The sequence below is a fragment of the Acinetobacter sp. YH16052 genome (assembly GCF_013417155.1).
In the GTDB taxonomy this organism is placed as follows: domain Bacteria; phylum Pseudomonadota; class Gammaproteobacteria; order Pseudomonadales; family Moraxellaceae; genus Acinetobacter.
Window position 1 is genome coordinate 80,342 of record NZ_VPEO01000001.1, and the last position, 18,254, is coordinate 98,595.

19 protein-coding genes and 1 pseudogene are annotated in these 18,254 nt (G+C 43.4%); 10 read left to right on the forward strand and 10 right to left on the reverse strand.

Features of this window, described 5'->3' with window-relative positions; translation table 11 throughout:
• Positions 1-55: 55 nt before the first annotated feature.
• The 4 genes from serS to FTV42_RS00400 all read left to right on the forward strand — a co-directional run bounded on the left by serS (position 56) and on the right by FTV42_RS00400 (position 3,960).
• Entirely contained in the window at positions 56-1,327 is a 1,272-nt protein-coding gene (gene serS / locus FTV42_RS00385) for a serine--tRNA ligase (protein WP_004731908.1), read from the forward strand.
• A gap of 73 nt (positions 1,328-1,400) precedes the next feature.
• Entirely contained in the window at positions 1,401-2,783 is a 1,383-nt protein-coding gene (gene cysG, locus FTV42_RS00390; protein ID WP_180037091.1) for a siroheme synthase CysG, read from the forward strand.
• A 128-nt stretch (positions 2,784-2,911) separates the two neighbouring features.
• Positions 2,912-3,388, forward strand: a complete 477-nt coding sequence (locus FTV42_RS00395) for a tRNA (cytidine(34)-2'-O)-methyltransferase (RefSeq protein WP_004280633.1) — start codon at positions 2,912-2,914, stop codon at positions 3,386-3,388.
• A gap of 89 nt (positions 3,389-3,477) precedes the next feature.
• A complete protein-coding gene (locus FTV42_RS00400; RefSeq protein ID WP_180037092.1) occupies positions 3,478-3,960 on the forward strand; it encodes a hypothetical protein in 483 nt (160 codons plus the stop codon).
• A 68-nt stretch (positions 3,961-4,028) separates the two neighbouring features.
• Here FTV42_RS00400 and FTV42_RS00405 read toward each other — a convergent pair whose 3' ends face one another.
• The 6 genes from FTV42_RS00405 to rpoD form a co-directional block, all read right to left on the reverse strand.
• Positions 4,029-5,420 (reverse strand): APC family permease, encoded by a 1,392-nt coding sequence (locus tag FTV42_RS00405; RefSeq protein WP_004280630.1) that lies wholly within the window; start codon positions 5,418-5,420, stop codon positions 4,029-4,031.
• Positions 5,421-5,686: 266 nt separating this feature from the next.
• Positions 5,687-6,871: an iron-containing alcohol dehydrogenase gene (locus FTV42_RS00410; protein ID WP_180037093.1), complete on the reverse strand. Its 1,185-nt coding sequence runs from the start codon at positions 6,869-6,871 to the stop codon at positions 5,687-5,689.
• 1 nt (position 6,872) lies between these two features.
• On the reverse strand, positions 6,873-7,406 hold the full coding sequence (locus tag FTV42_RS00415) for a hypothetical protein (protein ID WP_180037094.1): 534 nt from the start codon (positions 7,404-7,406) through the stop codon (positions 6,873-6,875).
• A 74-nt stretch (positions 7,407-7,480) separates the two neighbouring features.
• Positions 7,481-8,140 (reverse strand): lipoyl(octanoyl) transferase LipB, encoded by a 660-nt coding sequence (gene lipB, locus FTV42_RS00420; RefSeq protein WP_180037095.1) that lies wholly within the window; start codon positions 8,138-8,140, stop codon positions 7,481-7,483.
• Between the two features lie 151 nt (positions 8,141-8,291).
• Positions 8,292-8,579, reverse strand: a complete 288-nt coding sequence (locus FTV42_RS00425; protein ID WP_004280625.1) for a YbeD family protein — start codon at positions 8,577-8,579, stop codon at positions 8,292-8,294.
• Between the two features lie 114 nt (positions 8,580-8,693).
• Positions 8,694-10,628: an RNA polymerase sigma factor RpoD gene (rpoD, locus tag FTV42_RS00430; protein WP_224215688.1), complete on the reverse strand. Its 1,935-nt coding sequence runs from the start codon at positions 10,626-10,628 to the stop codon at positions 8,694-8,696.
• A 350-nt stretch (positions 10,629-10,978) separates the two neighbouring features.
• Here rpoD and FTV42_RS00435 point away from each other — a divergent pair, with 350 nt between their 5' ends.
• Together FTV42_RS00435 and FTV42_RS00440 are read left to right on the forward strand one after the other, a co-directional pair.
• Positions 10,979-11,185 carry a PA3496 family putative envelope integrity protein gene (locus tag FTV42_RS00435; RefSeq protein WP_004280622.1) on the forward strand — a complete coding sequence of 69 codons (207 nt, stop codon included), beginning with the start codon at positions 10,979-10,981 and terminating at the stop codon, positions 11,183-11,185.
• A 71-nt stretch (positions 11,186-11,256) separates the two neighbouring features.
• Entirely contained in the window at positions 11,257-11,781 is a 525-nt protein-coding gene (locus tag FTV42_RS00440) for a YecA family protein (protein WP_004280621.1), read from the forward strand.
• Positions 11,782-11,842: 61 nt separating this feature from the next.
• On the opposite strand, the pseudogene FTV42_RS00445 reads toward FTV42_RS00440, so the two are convergent.
• From FTV42_RS00445 to FTV42_RS00460, 4 genes and pseudogenes are all read right to left on the reverse strand, one after another.
• Positions 11,843-12,277, reverse strand: a pseudogene (locus FTV42_RS00445) (ABZJ_00895 family protein).
• 28 nt (positions 12,278-12,305) lie between these two features.
• Positions 12,306-12,923, reverse strand: a complete 618-nt coding sequence (locus tag FTV42_RS00450; RefSeq protein WP_180037096.1) for a DedA family protein — start codon at positions 12,921-12,923, stop codon at positions 12,306-12,308.
• A gap of 87 nt (positions 12,924-13,010) precedes the next feature.
• Positions 13,011-13,289: a hypothetical protein gene (locus tag FTV42_RS00455; RefSeq protein ID WP_004280617.1), complete on the reverse strand. Its 279-nt coding sequence runs from the start codon at positions 13,287-13,289 to the stop codon at positions 13,011-13,013.
• A gap of 206 nt (positions 13,290-13,495) precedes the next feature.
• On the reverse strand, positions 13,496-14,428 hold the full coding sequence (locus FTV42_RS00460) for a rhodanese-related sulfurtransferase (RefSeq protein WP_180037097.1): 933 nt from the start codon (positions 14,426-14,428) through the stop codon (positions 13,496-13,498).
• Positions 14,429-14,617: 189 nt separating this feature from the next.
• Here FTV42_RS00460 and FTV42_RS00465 point away from each other — a divergent pair, with 189 nt between their 5' ends.
• The 4 genes from FTV42_RS00465 (at position 14,618) to FTV42_RS00480 (ending at position 18,222) form a co-directional block, all read left to right on the forward strand.
• The gene (locus tag FTV42_RS00465) at positions 14,618-15,103 is read left to right on the forward strand and encodes a DUF1289 domain-containing protein (protein ID WP_218946831.1); all 486 of its coding nucleotides are present in this window, start codon (positions 14,618-14,620) and stop codon (positions 15,101-15,103) included.
• 45 nt (positions 15,104-15,148) lie between these two features.
• Positions 15,149-15,760 carry a LysE family translocator gene (locus FTV42_RS00470; protein WP_180037098.1) on the forward strand — a complete coding sequence of 204 codons (612 nt, stop codon included), beginning with the start codon at positions 15,149-15,151 and terminating at the stop codon, positions 15,758-15,760.
• 90 nt (positions 15,761-15,850) lie between these two features.
• Positions 15,851-17,656, forward strand: coding sequence for a DUF2157 domain-containing protein (locus tag FTV42_RS00475; protein ID WP_180037099.1), 1,806 nt, complete (start codon positions 15,851-15,853; stop codon positions 17,654-17,656).
• Positions 17,656-18,222: a GDYXXLXY domain-containing protein gene (locus FTV42_RS00480; RefSeq protein ID WP_180037175.1), complete on the forward strand. Its 567-nt coding sequence runs from the start codon at positions 17,656-17,658 to the stop codon at positions 18,220-18,222. Before FTV42_RS00475 ends, FTV42_RS00480 begins: the two co-directional genes overlap by 1 nt.
• Positions 18,223-18,254: the final 32 nt, after the last annotated feature.

Here is an 18,254-nt window from a genome sequence, read left to right on the forward strand (position 1 = left end):
TTTAATGCTAAGAGCTTACACTATAGCCAGTTTTTTTCTTCTGCAAAGATTGATTATGATCGACCCGAAATTACTCAGAAATAATATTGAGGCTGTAAATGTAGCCTTGGCAAAACGTGGTGTTCAACTCAATGTTGAAGAGTGGGCATCCCTAGAAGCACGCCGTAAAGAGATTCAGTCCAAGACAGAAACACTGCAAGCTGAACGTAATGCCGGTGCCAAACAAGTCGGTCAAATTAAAAAAGCAGGTGGCGACGCATCTGAAATCATGACACGCATGTCTGCGATTGGTGATGAAATCAAAGCAGCTGAAGCAGCACTGGCTGAACTGCAAGCTGAGCTTGAAGAAAAATTATTATCTATTCCAAACTTGCCAGATGAAGCTGTGCCTGAAGGTAAAGACGAAAGCGATAATGTGGAAATCCTGAAATGGGGTACACCGCGTGAATTTGATTTCGAAATCAAAGACCATACGGATCTGGGCGAAATGATGGGCGGTCTTGAATTTGAAACCGCGACCAAATTAACTGGTTCACGCTTCAGTGTATTGAAAGGTCCATTGGCGCGTTTACAACGTGCCATTACCCAGTTCATGCTAAATACGCATACTGATCAAAATGGTTATACCGAAGCCTATGTGCCTTATCTGGTCAATGCAGATTCATTGCGTGGGACTGGTCAGCTGCCTAAATTTGAAGAAGATCTGTTTAAGCTGCAGGGCGAAAAAGAGTTTTATCTGATTCCAACTGCTGAAGTGCCAGTGACGAATTTCGTACGTGATGAAATTATTGATGCAGACCGTCTGCCACTGAAATATGCAGCGCACACGCCATGTTTCCGTAGCGAAGCAGGTTCTTATGGTCGTGATACCCGCGGTTTGATCCGTCAGCACCAATTCGACAAAGTCGAAATGGTTCAGATTGTAAAACCTGAAACTTCGATGCAAGTGCTTGAAGAATTGACTGGCCATGCTGAAGGCATTTTGCAAGCACTCGGACTTCCATATCGTAAAATTTTACTTTGTGGTGGTGACATGGGCTTTGGTGCGACCAAGACTTATGACTTGGAAGTCTGGGTACCAAGCCAAAATACCTACCGTGAAATTTCTTCATGCTCAAACATGGGGGATTTCCAGGCGCGTCGTATGAAAGCGCGTTACCGTGCTGATCAGAAGAAAACTGAATTTGTGCATACCTTGAATGGTTCAGGTCTGGCCGTGGGTCGTACTTTACTTGCAGTAATGGAAAACTATCAACGTGCCGATGGCTCCATTGAGATTCCTGAAGTATTACGTCCATATATGTGTGGTGCGACTTATATCGACTAATTGTCGATCTCAGCATCCCTAAATGTGCATGAAAATTGCATAGACAGTCAGATTTAAAATTTTGAGGTAGTTCGTGGATATTTTTCCAATCTCGTTAAAGTTGCAACAGCAAACTTGTCTGATTGTCGGTGGTGGACATATTGCATACCGTAAAGCACTTCTCCTACAAAAAGCAGGTGCGATCATTCATGTGATTGCGCCTGAAATTGAAGAGAGTCTGCTGCGAATTGTGCAAAATAGCCAAGGACAATATGTGCAGGCGGCTTTTCATCCTGAAGTTGCGTTACGTCCATATCGACTGGTGATTGCAGCGACTGACGATGCAGAGACCAATCGTCAGGTCTTTGAATTGTGTGAAGCGGAAAATGTCCTGGTCAATAGCGTTGATGATCCGCCGCATTGCCGATTTATGGTGCCTGCGATTATTGACCGTTCGCCATTGGTCATTTCGGTCGCATCGAATGGTACGTCGCCCGTGTTATCACGGCAGATCCGTACTCAGTTAGAAGCCGCTATTCCGCATGGTATGGGCAAGCTGGCTGAATTTTCAGGAAAATGGCGCAGTACGGTTAAGGCTAAAATTGTCAATCCGGATGAACGCCGTATTTTCTGGGAAGATTTATATGCCAGTCCGCTAAAAGAACAGGTGTTCAACGACAATATCGCGGAAGCAGATCGCCTGATTGAGCAGGCCTTACAGGAATGGCAACAGCCGAAAGGTGAAGTCTACTTGGTCGGTGCGGGTCCGGGTGATCCAGAATTGTTGACCTTAAAAGCCTTGCGTTTAATGCAGCAAGCCGACGTGGTCATTTACGACCGACTGGTTTCAGCGCCAATTATGGAGCTGTGCCGCCGCGATGCGGAAAAGATCTATGTCGGTAAGGCACGTTCCAATCATGCGGTTCCGCAAGATGGGATTAATGCCTTGTTGGTGAAATATGCCAGTGAAGGAAAGCGGGTTTGTCGTCTGAAAGGCGGTGATCCATTTATCTTCGGGCGTGGCGGTGAAGAGATTGAAGAGCTATTCGCTGCTGGGATTACTTTCCAGGTGGTTCCAGGGATTACCGCAGCTTCAGGATGTTCAGCCTATGCCGGTATTCCATTAACCCATCGTGATTATGCGCAAAGTGTGCGTTTCCTGACCGGTCACTTAAAAGAAGGTTCGCCAGAATTGCCTTGGAGTGAGTTGGTCTATGAAAACCAGACCTTAGTGCTTTATATGGGGTTGGTGGGACTGGAGAAAATCTGTGCAGAATTAATCGCTCATGGTCAGCGAGCCGACATGCCAGTGGCCTTGGTTTCTAAAGGTACGACGCCTGAACAGAAAGTTGTAGTAGGAACGCTTGCTGATATTGCATCCAAAGTGTCCGAACATCAGATTCAAGCCCCGACTTTGACCATTATTGGTGAAGTTGTACGCTTACGTGAACAATTGCAATGGCATGAGCGAGGATAAGCAAAGCACTGCTTTGTCCGAGCGCAAGACGAAGGCTGTGCCTGAAGTAAGAGGATAAGCAAAGCATTGCTTTGCCCGAGCGTAAGACGAATGTCGTGTCTGAATTAAATATAATAAGTGAGTAAGCTGTGATCCACGTTGTTTTATATGAGCCTGAAATTCCTGCAAATACAGGCAATATCATTCGTCTGTGTGCCAATACCGGAGCACAGTTGCATCTGGTCAAGCCGCTGGGTTTTGAACTGGATGACAAAAAACTGAAACGTGCCGGTCTGGATTATCACGAATATGCCAATATGCAGATTTGGGAAAATATCGAAGACTGTCTGGCTGATCTGGCAAGTAAAGGCATTGGTCTGGATGCAATCTATCCATTGACCACCAAAGGTTCTGAAACACCGCATACTTCGGATTTAAACCGTCCTGTGGCCTTGTTAATGGGGCCGGAAACTCGTGGTCTGCCTGAACATGTTCGTCTAATGTTTCCGCAAAAGCACTGGATTCGTTTACCGATGGCAGAGAACTCCCGAAGTTTGAACCTATCGAATGCCACAGCAGTGATTGTGTATGAAGCTTGGCGTCAGCAGGGTTTTAAAACGCTTTAAGCTGATATTTGTAGTAATTCTAAAAGCTGCCTTTGGGTGGCTTTTTTATTTTGTGTAACAAATAGATAAACTGCTTTTCACTTCATTGTATGCTTGAGTTTATAACTTCATCAAATATAACAAAAGGTGCAGCCTTGAAGCCTCTATTAAAACTTGTCATCGCATGTTGCCTTGGATCTATTGCGGCTTCCGTGAGTGCGGAAGAGGGCAGTGCCGCCACATCGGCAACAAAGGAAGTTCAGCCCATTACTCAGGCAGAAATACAGCAGGGTTTGCTCAACATGCAGAAACGCTTAGATACGCGTATTGAAAAATGGGGGCAGAGCCTGAATTCAGATGATTTTCAATGGACTTGGCGGGGGCGTAAATTAAAGCCTGCCAAGCGTGAGGAAGTCTGTGATATTTTTCAAGATGTCGTGGATGAAATGTATCAACTGGCCGTCAAGAATAAAGCCCGTTTAGGTCCGGAAGAGCAAAAGTTATTGTCTAATCGCAGTCTGTTTATTGAGAAACTGGGTTATGAAAATAATCGGGTCAATACCCAGATGGGTTTTGATTGTTATTTAAATTAGTAAAATCAAAACATGACAGACATAAAAAAGGCGCATGAAGCGCCTTTTTTATTTGAATTGAAACGATATTATTTATCGTCAAATTCATTGTGCTGAGGAGCCGGGTGCTTGAAGCCTTTAGTTTTATAGCCCAAGTACAAGATACCGCCAAATGCCCAGATCAGACCGTATTTAAGCGAAGCTTCATCGACTTCTAGCCACAATGCAAATACTGAAATGAAGCCAAGTAAAGGAACAACGACAAAGTTCATGATCTCTTTAGCACTCTTGGTACGACCATCACGTAATGCATAACGTGAAATCACTGACAAGTTGACGAAACTGAATGCAGTTAAGGCACCAAAGCTGATCAACGACACCACAAAATCAAGATCCATAAAGCCAGCAGTTAAAGCCACTGCACCAGCGATTAAGATGTTGTATGAAGGTGTATAGTTTTTCGGGCTAATATGACCGAAGATCTTCTTGTTGATTACGCCATCACGACCCATTACATACATCAGACGTGATACACCCGCATGTGCTGAAATACCAGAAGCCATAACTGTCACAATCGCGAAGTAAAGTACGACTGTTTTAAACGCCACGCCACCGACAGCTTGTAAAATATCCGGCTGTGTTGCAGCGATATCTTCAAAGTAAGTTTTTGGATCATTCGGGAAGAAGATCTGCATGAAGTAAGTACTGATGATAAAGATGATACCTGCCAATAATGCAGTCAAGAAAATCGCTTTAGGTAAGGTTTTTTCGGTATCTTTAGTTTCTTCAGCAAGAGAACTTAAGGAGTCAAAACCTGTGAATGAGAAGCACAGTAAGGTTGCACCGGTAATCAGGGCAGCAACAGAAGTAAACTCATTCCAGAATGGCTCTAAACTCCACAATTGGTACTTTGCATCGACCAGTGTGCCGTCTGCATTTACGCCACCTTCCAGAAGTTGGTAAACCATCCAGGTGAAGTATGCAATGACGCCCAATTGTACGAATACAATCATACTGTTGAAGTTGGCAACAAATCTCGCACCACGAAGGTTAATCGCGGTCATAAAGGCGGTTAAACCAATGACCCAAACCCAATGGTTCATGTCTGGGAAAAGTGCTTCCAGATAAATCACCGCCAGAATGATATTGACCATTGGCGATAACAGGTAATCCAGCAAGGATGACCAACCCACCATGAAACCTACGTTCGGGTGGATGGATTTTTGCGCATAGGTATAGGCCGAACCCGAAGAAGGGTAGCGACGAATCATATGACCATAGCTCAAGGAGGTTAACAAAATTGCAATCAGTGCAAAAATGTAAGAGGTAGGAACGTGGAAGTTACTTTCTTCAGATACCAGACCAAATGTATCAAACAAGGTCATGGGTTGAATATAAGCTAAACCAATAATAATGATGTGCCAGAGTCCCAGCGTTTTTTGCAGTTTAGCTGCCGATTGAGTCCCAGAGATATTAGTCAACGGCGTTATCCTCTTAATCGTTGATCAAGGATCAGTCATATTTATAAGGATCGTTTGAGACGAACGATCCCCCCTACAGTTTTCTATAAAAGTCCGCCAATCTACTTGAAAAGAACGGCTTTTGCTAGCTATTTTTTTGACTTTTGTCCTGCATAAAATGTGCCATTCAAAAAAGAAATCGAATTTTTTCTTATGCAAGATAAAAGCCTGATGCTTAAAAAAACATCAGGCTAGAATTTCGGCTATATTGGCTTATTTTTCAATAATTACCAAGCCTTTTTTAAGATAGATTTTAAATCTTCCAGGGTGGCTTCTTTCGGGTTATAAATGATGGAACCATCATTCAGGGCTTTCTCTGCCACTTCATCGAGCTGGGCTTCAGAAATCTTGCCGGTTTCACGTAATGTACGTGGTAATTTGGTGAGACTGTAAATCCGGTCACGCATGGTCAGAATCGTCGCAATGGTTTTGTCAGCACGTAGATGCGCTGGCGTTTGTGCATAAATATCGGCACCCGCCAAAGGCAGGAGCAGATCTGCGATTTTATCGCCATTGACCTCTTTGTTGTATTCCAGCACATAAGGCAGGAATAAGTTCATGCATAAACCATGCGGTAGATGTACCACTGCACCCAATGAGTGCCCCAATGAATGCACAATGCCGACCATCGAGTTGGAAAATGCAATTCCTGCCATGGTCGATGCCTGTGCCAGTTCCAGACGGCCTTGTGCATCGGAAGGGTTGTCCAGCACATTAAATAGATGGGCACTGATCTTCTTAACTGCTGCAGTCGCATAAGCATCCGAAATTGGATTGGCTGCCATGCAGGTATAAGCTTCAACCGCATGGGTCATCGCATCCATTGCGGTCATGGCGGTTAAATGCGGCGGCAAGGTCTGGGTCATGCGTGGATCCAGAATTGCAGCATGCGGCATCAGATAATAAGAGGCGAACGGCATTTTGACGTTCTTTTCAGTGTCCGACACGACAGCGACCATGGTCACTTCTGAACCTGTACCAGACGTGGTTGGAATCACAAAGAACGGTTTCAGCGGTTTAGGCAGGTTATGTGCACCCGAATATTTCAGCAAGTCATCACCGCCTTCGGATACCAGAATATTGGTCGCCTTAGAGGTATCAATGACTGAACCACCGCCCACGGCAATGATCGCATCACAATGATTTTCGCGATACAGTTTTGCTGCACTGCGTACTGTACCCAAGCTAGAGTCGGGTGGGACGTCATCAAAAATCGCTACAATTGCAGCATCCGCCATTTCAAATGCAGCTTCAATCGGTGCCAGCAAATTGTTGGCACGGACGCCTTTGTCAGTAATGATGAGCGGACGTTTGGCCCCCAAAGTCGCAAGTTCAAACGGAATATGTTCTAACGCGGCATGACCGGCAATCACTTTGACCGGACAGAAAAATTCATAATAAGGTTTAGCCATGTTATACACTCCGTTTCAAATAGGATTGAGCGATTTTTAGATAAATACTGCTCGCTTCGCTTAGTTTTTCTTTTAGGCTCAGATTACTTGGATATTCTTTCACTGCCAGTTGTGCCACCATTTTCGGCAAAATCAGCGCTTCCATTTTATTCAGGCAGCGTACCAGACGAATGGCATTGGAAATATCGCCATCAGCAATCATACGGTCATTGGCAAAAGCCTGTGAGGTGCTTTCCTGAAAAGAAAACACCAAAAAGGCATGGTGCAGATGTTTAAAGGTAATGATCAAATCAGGTGCTTTTTCCAGATTTTTGACCAGTTCCAGTTGTTTGTCCTCAGTGACCCGCGCCACAAAGGCTGGACCATGCGGAAAGACTTTCATGGAAAGAGTAAAATTTTCTGGAAAATGGGCCACTTCCTGTTTGATTTCTTTATCCACCTGACTTGCCATGACCAGACCTCGGCCAATCACATCCATCATGAGTTTGACATAGGCAAGCTGCAAAGCGGGTTTTACGGATTTAGTCGCAATCACGTGATGATCCCTATCTCAATATTATTAGTTTAGAGTAAATACTCTAATTTATTTGGGGTTGAAATGCAAAGGCTTTATCTTTGCTCGACAGTTATTTGCTTAAAGTACCCGCTGTGGCGCAAAGTTTCAATAATTTCAGTGCACAACTGGCTAAACTGGGGTGGTTGTTCGAGCAGGTCACTCATGCGTACCATTTCCAGTCCTGCATAGCCACAAGGATTGATGGTGTTGAATCCGCTCAGATCACAATCCAGATTTAGGGACAGACCATGGTAGCTACGGCCTTTGCGAATTTTAAAACCGAGTGAGCCGATTTTACGTTCAGCCACATATACACCAGGTGCATCCGGTTTGGCATAGGCATCAATGCCATATTTTTTTAGCAAATCAATCATCAGGTTTTCAGCATAAGACACCAGGGTGCGCACATTCCAGCCCAGACGATTCAAGTCAAACATGAAGTAAGCCACCAATTGACCGGGACCATGCCAGGTCACCTGACCACCACGATCGGTCTGAATCACCGGAATATTGCTTGGTATTAAAATATGTTCCGGTTTGCCTGCCTGACCTTGAGTCAGTACATCCTGATGTTGCAAAATCCACAATTGATCCGGGCTATGTTCATCACGGGTTTCCGTAAATGTTTTCATTTCCAGAAAACGATCTTCATAAGATGTGAGGTCGTGATATTGACGAATGATCAGCTCGGGCTTTTGCAGCACATCAGTCACAGGAAGTGTCCTTAGTAATTATAAAAAACTGGTCATAATTATAATGATTTCGGCATGAAATAGGGGTGAGATCAGCAATATTTCATGGGTATCTTAGCGCTGTATAGGCATAAAAAAAACACGCCCGGAAGCGTGTCTTTTGTATTTTCGATTACAGTGCTGTTTTAATTAGCGGGCAAGCGGCCAAATCTGCATATACTGCATGCACCTGTTCCAGTTCCAAAAAGCGCAGTTGTGCGGTAATGGAATGGTATTTTCCAGTACGTGATGGCGTAATACTGACGCTATCACCTTCAAAATCTGGAAAATGTTTCAGAAAAATGTCGATGACAGCATGACGCAATTCATCGCCCGCAAGGCCAATCAGTTTAATCGGATAATCCATAGGGAAAACCCAAAGATGTTCTTGAAGTTCACGAGATGGTGTACGGTCTAACATGGTAGTCCCCCTGATTTGAAACGCCTGCAATCATGCAGGCGTTTGGGTTTGTCTTGGCTACTTAAAATGGAGACTGATGATCAAATTTCAAGTCTCCAGAATAAGCATCAAATTTTAATCATTCTCAAGGAATGAACGTAAGTGTTCTGAACGTGATGGATGGCGAAGTTTACGCAGCGCTTTCGCTTCAATCTGACGAATACGTTCACGTGTTACGTCAAACTGTTTGCCCACCTCTTCCAAAGTATGGTCAGTCGGCATGTCGATACCAAAACGCATTTTTAGGACTTTGGCTTCACGTTCAGTCAGGTTTTCCAGAACTTCACGTGTTGCTTCTTTCAGGCCTTCAGACGTTGCCGCATCAATTGGTGACGTGATGTTGCTGTCTTCAATGAAGTCACCCAGATGTGAATCTTCATCATCACCGATCGGTGTTTCCATCGAAATTGGTTCTTTGGCGATTTTCAGTACTTTACGTACTTTAACTTCGTCCATTTCCAGACGTTCGCCCAGTTCTTCAGGAGTCGGTTCACGACCCATTTCCTGTAGAAGCTGACGAGATACACGGTTGATCTTGTTGATCGTTTCAATCATGTGTACCGGAATACGAATGGTACGTGCCTGATCCGCGATCGAACGGGTAATCGCCTGACGAATCCACCAGGTCGCATAAGTCGAGAATTTATAACCACGACGGTATTCAAACTTGTCTACGGCTTTCATCAGACCGATGTTACCTTCCTGAATCAGATCCAGGAATTGCAAGCCACGGTTGGTATATTTCTTCGCAATCGAAATGACCAGACGCAAGTTCGCTTCAACCATTTCTTTCTTGGCACGACGTGCTTTGGCTTCACCGACGGCCATACGTTTGGCAATGTCTTTAATGCCTTTTACATCAAGGCCAAGCTCTTTCTCGATATCGGCAATTTTTTGCTGGAAGGCCAATACGTCTGGACGTACTTTTTCCAGATAAGCTTTCTGGTCTGCAGGTGTTTTTGCGATCTGCTCATCTAACCAGGCTGGATTCGATTCTTGGCCCGGGAAGCTGGTACGGAACTGGGTGCGATCCATACGGCCACGACGTACTGCATAACGCATCACTTCACGTTCTGCACCACGAATCTGGTCATGGGTACCACGAATCATTTCAGAAATGATATCAAATAGACGCGGGGTAAATTTGAACATCATGAATACAGTTGCAAGTGCCTGCAAAGCTTCTTCAGCCTGTTTGCTGTCACGACCATGTTTTTCAATGGTTGCTTTGGTATTCAGCCACGCATTTTCCAGTTCAGTAAAACGCGCTTTGGCAATTTCAGGATCTGGACCAGAATCTGCTTCTGATTCATCATCAGAATCTGCTTCTTCTTCCTCTTCATCATCGTCCAGTTTTACATCTTTGGTCGATTTTTTCGAGTCAGTCTCATCTTCAGCAAGAACCGCTTCTTCTTCTAGAACTTCAGGAATTTCTTCATCTGATTCAGGATCTAAATAACCTGATAAAAGGTCAGCAAGACGGCGTTCACCCGCTTCATAATCTTTGTATTCTTGCAGTACCACTTCTACCGCATTCGGCCAGTAAGCAATCGAGTGCAAAACATCACGAATACCTTCTTCGATGCGTTTTGCGATGCTGATTTCGCCTTCACGAGTCAGAAGTTCTACTGTACCCATCTCACGCATATACATACGTACAGGGTCAGTGGTACGACCTGGCTCGTTTTCTACCGAGGCAAGTACGGCTGCAGCTTCTTCTTCTGCAACTTCATCCGCCGCTTCTGCAGTATCTTCGAACATCGTATCATCAGATTCAGGCGCGCGATCATGTACCGGAATACCAACGTCATTCAGCATCTGAATGATGTCTTCAATCTGCTCGCTTTCTGTGATGGAGTCCGGCAGATGATCGTTAACCTCAGCGAAGGTTAAATAACCTTGTTCTTTGCCTCGGCTAATCAGAGCCGCTACTTGAGAAGTAGGGGAAGTCATATCGCTCATCTTTTGCTTACTCTTCGTTGAATCTGTGGCAGTAAAAAACCGTACAATGCTGCACGATTTAAGCTCGTTAAATTTAGTGAATAGCCTACATATTTCATCAGGGAATTCAGCATGAAAGCTGTCTGATAAAATATTTAAAATGAAATTCAGTAATTTAAGATGGGGGTGAATTTGTTGTTTTCAAGTTCATCCCATGCGTGTCTGTTTATGACTCAAAAAGGAGAATCAAAAAACATAAGGACGCAGGGTGGATTATATCATGGCACACAATTGAGACAGAAAAAACCCCTAATTACAAATTAAAAATACGAAAATCCAAATAAAACTTGACTTGTTATTTTAGGCACGATAAATAGCGCTTAAATCCTTTTACATTTTTCACTCATGAGGAAGTTTTAGTGTCTTCTACAGATTTTGAACTAGATGATAACTTCGGTGAAGATGATGTTAATTTCGATGAGGCTTCTAGCAAGCTCAGTGCTAAAGAGTCGTTGGAAAAACGTCGTCTGATCGATGATCTACTGACCCAACGTCGTTTAGAGCGCGAACTCAAAGATTTTGACTATGACTTCGACGATGACGACGATTTTGATGACGAAGATTAACGAATTCGGATTTAGCATAGTCTGAATAAATGCTATGCTAAACCTTTCGGTTTTCTAAGTTTGGATGTTAGATGAGTGCTTTAGATTTAGACCTGTTGAGTGAATATCTAGATGGTGACCAAAATGAACATGGTCTAGATTTCGCGGCAACCCATGGTTTCTTATGTGCTATTGCAGTAGGCCCAAAATTCGACAAATGGTTAGACGAACTTTTTGATAGTAATCAAAAGAAAGTGCCTGCAGAAATCATCACTCAGGTGCAAGCATGGTTAGAGTCTATTCGTCAAAGCTTAGCCAACGAAGAAGGGATTACGTTCCCGTTTGAAATTGAAGAAGCAGACACTGAATCAAGCCTGGGTGACTGGAGTGTGGGCTTTGTAGATGCCATGTTCCTGAACGAAGACGCTTGGTTTACTGAAGAATTTGAAGAGCAACTGGTGGATTTAACTCTGCCAATCATGGTCTTTAGTGGCATTGATGATGAAGATCCACAAATGGAAACTTTCCGTCGCAATGGTCAGTTAATGGATGAACTTGCAGAAGAAATTCCAGAAAACTTAAATGAATTGTATCTGATGTATCACACTCCAGAATAATTCATAAAAAAAGCACCGCAGGGTGCTTTTTTTAGCTTTGGCCTTTTTGCATCTTTGAGATCTACTCGACCCTATTTTCTTTCAAGCCTGTACGCTTCGCCAGACTATAGCGTGCATAAGCATTGTAGGCGATATGAAACAGCAAGGCATGTAAGGCAATGCTTGCAGCCACCAGGAATGAATTTGTTCCTCTTCCTGTATAGGTGATGGTTCTATAAATCTCATCTGTCTGCGGGTTCATCCAGATGACCACAACTAAAAAGATAAACCCGAATGTCATAGCAATGATAGTAGAGCCCTAGACCAGTTTGCTTTTCTCTTGCTGAGTCGGCAAACGAAGTTCTTTCTTAACAAAGTATCGGGCACTGAGAAAGGCAGAAGCACTCAGGGCAGGAATCAGCAGAATGGCGCCCAGATTGAATACATAGATGAGTATGCCTACCAATAGAACCAAGGTCAGATAAACGGTGGCAAAATATTTTAGATAATGCGACATCGTTTTAATCTCCTTAAGGCATCTTCCCTCAGGATGGACGATTTTTACGCTGCTGTCTACGGTAGAAAATCCAGATAATAATTACCACAACAATGGCAATAATCACATAACTGACTTTACTGAAAATTTGCTGCATCAAATGCTGGTTTTCGCCAAAATAAAATCCGACACACGCCAAAAATGTGGTCCAGATGATGGTTCCAAGTGCGCTATAAAACATAAATTTCCAGAAGGGCATATGACTCATGCCAGCAGGAATGCTGATCAGCGAGCGAACCGCAGGAATCATGCGGCCAAAGAACACAATCCGGTGACCATAATGCTCAAACCAACTCAATGATTTTTTTACATCTTCTGATTTAATAAATAAATATTTGCCATAACGATCGACAAATTTAAAAATAGAATCATGGTTAAATTTATAGCCAATCCAGTACAGCAAGGCGGCTGCCAGCAGGGAGCCGACACAGCCGGACATGATTACCCCGACGAGTATTAACTCGCCCTGAGAGGCTGAATAGCCCGCGGAAGGCATAATAATTTCGGAAGGGATTGGCGGGAAGACATTATCCAGGAACATGAGCAGAGCAATGCCCCAGTAGCCCAGTTGCTCCATAACGGAAATAATCCATTCGGTCACATTCATATGATTGGCAAAATAAAAAATACTGCCTGTATCCTAAGCAGTATTTTTTGTGCGGTAAAGTCTTGGAATATAAATGATCAGGCAGAATTAGCTATGCGTCAGGGTATAAATATAAACTTTACGTAAGAAATAGGCCAAGCAGATCGGCAAAATACTTAGCAGGATAAAATGCATGATGCTGGTATTGATATGGTAACCAATGAAAAGCGCCAAGATCGCGCCAATAACGGTTCCCAAGATAACGACGAACAGATGTGATTGCTGTTCAAGCTCTTCAGAAATTTGATGAAGCCGTTGCAACTTTATATTTTCTTTTGGTTGAAATTGAACCAGATTGTCTGAATCTCGAGCAAGTGAGCCTGCCATTTTATATTCCTTTTCAAGTAAAAATTTCAGTTAATAATGAAAGACTTAGCTTGTAAATCACCGTATCATTAGACTAACAATCTTGTTTGGAAAAAAATGAGGTTCTTGGTAAAGAATTGGTAAGAGTTTTATTACTGTTGTGATTTTTATGTAAACAAAAAACCCTCCGAAGAGGGTTTTTATATATTTCATTACAAAAGGCCAAATTAGAGGCGTTTGCGTTTTGCTGCTAAAATTTGTGATTGACGCATACGGAAACCTTCTTTTTGTTTCTCCGAGGTTTTGTCAATACAGTACACACAAGAGACACCATGTTCATAACTTGGGAGGGCAACTTCTTCTGGAAGTAAAGGCCAGCCACACGCATGACACTTGGTATTTTGGCCTTCTTCAACACCGTGCGTTACGGCAGTACGACCATCAAACACGAAGCATTCACCTTCCCACATGCTTTCTTCAGCCGGGGTTTCTTCCAGGTATTTCAAAATACCGCCTTTCAGGTGATAAACTTCAGTGAAGCCTTCTTGAAGAAGTAAAGAGGTTGATTTTTCACAACGAATACCACCTGTACAGAACATCGCAATCTTCTTGTCTTTGTGCTGTTCCAGATTATTTTTCACGTATTCGGGGAATTCGCGGAAGCTTTCAGTTTTCGGGTCAATCGCGCCTTTGAAAGTACCAGCTTTATATTCGTAATCGTTACGTGTATCGACCAGAATCACGTCATCACGTGCAATCAGTTCGTTCCATTCTTTTGGATCAAGATAGTGACCGACTAAATCACGCGGTTTCACTTCCACACCCAAAGTCACGATTTCTTTTTTTAATTTAATTTTCATTTTACGGAATGGCTTTTCAGAACTGTCAGATTCTTTATATTCCATTTCGTTAAAACCTTCATTTAGAAGGAACTGGTGAATTTGATCAATCGATGCACGGTCGCCTGCAACTGTACCGTTGATGCCTTCACCTGCCACAATTAGAGTACCGCAAAGGTTGATGGATTTTACCATGTCCAAAAGACGTTGCTGAAGATCGGCAGGATCTTGAACTTCTTTGAATTGATAAAGTGCGGCAACAACCCAACCAGTCGTCGCTTGCTGTTCTACAGGTGCAAGCTGTTCTACAGTAGCGTTCATGGAATACTCCAACGTAGCATGATAATTTGAAAGGCGTATATTTTAGCTTGATTCGAGTGAATAAGCGAGTAAAACGCAAGTCTTTTAACAGGCTTCAATTCATGGGGGAGAGCGTGTATAGTCATGCCCGGCCCAGGATTTTGTGCAGTGATGCAGATACTGAAAGTTGCAGTATTTTTGGAGTGTGTTTTGAGTTCAGATCGTCGTATTACGTCTTTAACCCCATGTGCAGGGCGTTGCTCGACCGTATTTGGTGATGCGGTATGTCGTGGTTGCCGCCGTTTTAATCATGAAGTGATTCACTGGAATACGTATAGTGCTGAGCAGCATCAAGCTGTGTGGCAGCGGCTGGATGCACAGCTGGATCAGATTCTGGTGCCGCTGTTACCGCATGCGGATCTTGTCAAAGTGCAGGCCTTTGTATTGTCGAAACGGGTGCGCTTGCGTGATGATGCTTCCAAAGGGCGCAAGCTGTATCATGCTTTAAAGCTGTGTGAAAAAAATCGGCATTTTACCGACTATAGTGGTTTGGGCATCCATTATAAGCAGGTGCGTCCGTTGTGGGATGAGTTTGAGCGTCGTATTTTGGCCTTGGCTACCGCCAGTTATGATCTGGCTTTTCTGCGGGCAGATGGCATCAGTCAGCATCTGATTCATATACAAGAGGAGGACTAAGTCCTCTTTTTTATGCACAAAAACAACAATAGCTGAGGGAATAGCATGAATATTAGTGAATATTTCTTATATTGTCTGGCTGTTGTGGTAATGATCGCTACACCTGGCCCAGTGATGTTGCTGGTGGCCAGTGCCGGCCTAAAAGGTGGCTATACGGCAGCTTTAAGAACCATTTTTGGTACCAATGTCGCCTCTCTGGTTTTAATTGCTTTATCTATATTAAGTTTGAAAGGTTTGCTGGTTATCAATGCGCAATGGCTGGATGCGATCAAGCTGCTGGGCTGTTTATATATTGGCTATCTGGGCTGGCAGATTTTCCGTGAAGTTATTTTTAAGCAGCAGGAGCAAGCTCAGGAGAATCTAGTTCCTGCGCATGGTGGTTTTCGACAAGGTTTTTTGGTTGGTATTTCTAATCCGAAGGACATTATTTTCTTTGCGGCTTTTTTCCCGCAGTTTATCGGGATTACTCCTGATCTTGATTTAAGTTTAATTATTTTGACTTTGAGCTGGATTCTCCTGGATTTTCTGACTTTGTCTGTGGTGTATTTGGGTTTCAACCACTTATCCCATTCTCGACTCTATCCACATTTGCTGGCATTGTGCGGCATGATTCTGCTCATGATTGCAGGGTACGGAATTTATCAAATCCTGATTTAAAAATGTACAGCATACTTGAACTGTTCCTGCCTGGCATATCCTGCAAAAATCATGCTAAGGTGAAATCAAATAAAAATTGAACAGATTAGCATGTCCAGAACAGTACCATCGCCAGATCGTCCATTTTCCCCGCTGTTATTTATTCAACCTGCTGTGATTCAAATTCTTCAAATCATTGGGCTGGCGCTGATCGCTGTCAGTATCGTGTATCTGCTGGCAGCAAACTGGTGGATGTTGCCCAAATTTGTCCAGCTGTTTATTCCTCAAATTTTATTGCTGGGTTCAGCATTGCTGAGTGTGCGTTTCACTGCGCGGGAAAAGTTAAGACAAAGTCTGGATACTGTATCGGGTCTAATGCTGGGCTTAAGTCTGGCCGTGATTGGACAGATTTATCAGACTGGTGCTGACAGTTATCAGTTATTTCTGCTTTGGGCTTTGCTGTTGCTGCCTTGGCTGTATCGGCCGAATATTGGGATCTTTGCATTATTTTGTGTGGTCAGCCAGTTAGCACTCTATTTTTATTTTAAACAAAGCTTTTGGCTGGTGCGTGCTGAAACTCTTTATCTGCTCGGTCTGAATCTGTTGACCGGGCTAAGTATGATCTATGCCTTACGTTATTATCCGGTTTTGCGCTATCTGTTTATCGCTGTCGTGGTGCTTATTTCAGTAGTAAGTATGTTCCGGTTTATCGACTCGGATTCGATCTGGTATTTGGCTTCGGTGCTGGTTCTACCTATTTTATTCAGTGTTTATTTCTATACCCGAAATCAACAGCTTGAAACCAGTTTGCTTGTTGCAGGACTGGCCCTGAGTTTTAGTATTCTGATTTTTGATCTCACTGAGCAATATTTACAGGATTCTGCCGCTGGCTTATTGATACTAGCTTTGCTGATATTCAGCTGGTTCGCAGCTATTACAGGTCTGCTGATCAAGCTGTTGCCCAAGAGCCGGTTTTCGGTCATTCCATTGGCTCTGGGCGCGTGGATTGCTGGTGTGATCTTGGCCATGCTGTTGCTGACCTATTGGAAAAGTTTTTCGATTCTGATGGGAATCATTTTTATCGCAGTCGCCTGGTGGTTGATTCGTAGCAAGCCCTCAGTTTTTCTGCGGCAATTGGCTTATTGTTTATGGGTTTGCGGTCAGGCCGCGGTATTGATTCATACTCAATTACTCACAGAGAGTCTATTGCTAATCTGGCTGATACAAGTCGGCATTACGCTGCTGACTATCATGAGTCGTATGCATTGGCTGGTGGTGCTGTTGCAGTTGTTACTTGCACATATACTGGGAATTGCAGTTCTGGTCGACCAACATGCATTTTTTCAGGATCAGCGCCTGCTGACGTGGATCATGCTGCTGAATTACAGCATTCTGACAGGAGCTTTGCTTACTGCGAGATACTGGCTCGCTTCAGCTTATGCCAAAAGCATGAATTTATGGATGATTAGTATTTTGGTGGTGACGGCTATTTTTCAATGTTTACTGCAATTTGGTGTGGCTCAGCAATTGCAGCCACGCGGTATAGATGAAGCCATTATTTTCTATATTTTGCCAGCTTTCTGGCTATTGAGTTTTGTCGGGATTCATCTCAAGCAATTTTCACGAATTCAACTCTGGCTCATTCCTGCTGCGGGAATTATGCTGATTGCATTGGGTTACTTTGAAATTTTTATCATTTTAGTGTTTATGGCTTGGGCCATGGTGAATCAACAACGATTGATGCAAGCCTTGACCATTTTGCTACTGATCTTCTGGTTATGGTTGCTGTATTACAATCTGGGACTAAGTTTTTTATTTAAAAGTGTCAGTATTTTTGCCTCAGGTGTGCTGGTGTTGCTTCTGGCTTATGTGTTGAGTTCACCGAAGTTTCAGCTGAAAGCAGGAGTAACCTCATGATGAAAAAGTTTATGGCGCTGCATCTGAGTATTTTTAGCATTGCCTTATTTATGGGATTGATCATTCAGCATGAATGGCATCTGACCAAAAGTGAGAGTATCTTTGTCGAGTTGGCACCAGTCGATCCGCGTTCGATCCTGCAAGGGGATTATATGGTACTAAACTATGATCTGCATTTTAGCGCAGTGGCAGCGGGGAATGGTTCCGAACAGCCAGTTTCTGACATCCGGACTGAAGATTTTAAAAATCAATCGCATGTGATGAGTTATGTGCAGCTGGATCAGCAGCGCAGAGTTATCAAAACCAGTTTTGAACAAAGCACATTAAATCAGTCGGAACGCTCAGCCCGATTAATTCTGAAAAACCCACACAATACTTTTGAGGCTTTATATCCTGCTGCCAATAGTTTCATGTTCGCCGAAGGTCTGGAGCCTTGTTATCGTAATGCCAAATTTGCAGAGCTGAAAGTAAAGGAAAATGGCAAGGCCTTGTTAGTTGATTTGCTGGATCAACAATTAAAACCTTTAAACTGTGAAAGCTCTAAAAGCTGGCGAGAGGACAGTTAAACAGGTCAATATTCCAGTATTAAAAAAGCTCG